This is a genomic window from Variovorax sp. 10L426 (genome assembly GCF_056395305.1).
Map to the genome: position 1 here is coordinate 1 of NZ_JBFTJF010000081.1, position 489 is coordinate 489.

General features: G+C 61.1%; 1 protein-coding gene. It reads right to left on the bottom strand.

Features of this window, described 5'->3' with window-relative positions; genetic code table 11:
* On the bottom strand, positions 1 to 489 hold a 489-nt coding region (locus AC1DHL_RS29840), incomplete at both ends, for a transposase (RefSeq protein WP_478164341.1).

The following is a 489-nucleotide window of genomic DNA, read 5'->3' on the forward strand; positions in this document are numbered from 1 at the left end:
ATTCCGTGCGTGACGCATGATCCGGCACCGCCTCAGATGTACAACCAACTCCTTCTTTAGGGCACCGCGGGCCTGGACATAGAGGCTACGGTAGATGGTCTCGTGTGACACCTGGTAGTCCTTGTTGACCGCATAGTCATGCTTGAGCCAGCCAGCAATCTGTTCCGGAGACCACCGCATCTTCAGTTTGGCCGCCACAACCTGTGCCAGCGTAGGATTTCTGACGAGCTTACAGGTCTTCGGACGGAGCGCGCGAACCCAGGCGAGCTCTTCGGCTTGACTTGCACGATAGCATTGGCTGCCGCCATTGCGCCGCAACTCCCGGCTAATCGTCGATGGGGCGCGTCCGAGCCGGCAGGCGATTGATCGCACCGACAGCCCCGCCACTACCGAGCGAGAGATTTCTTCCCGTTCGGCGAGGGTCAGGGCAAGCCTGGAACGGTGTCGCGGTGACGGTTGAATGCCGCCGGACTTCGCCAGGAGCCCTTG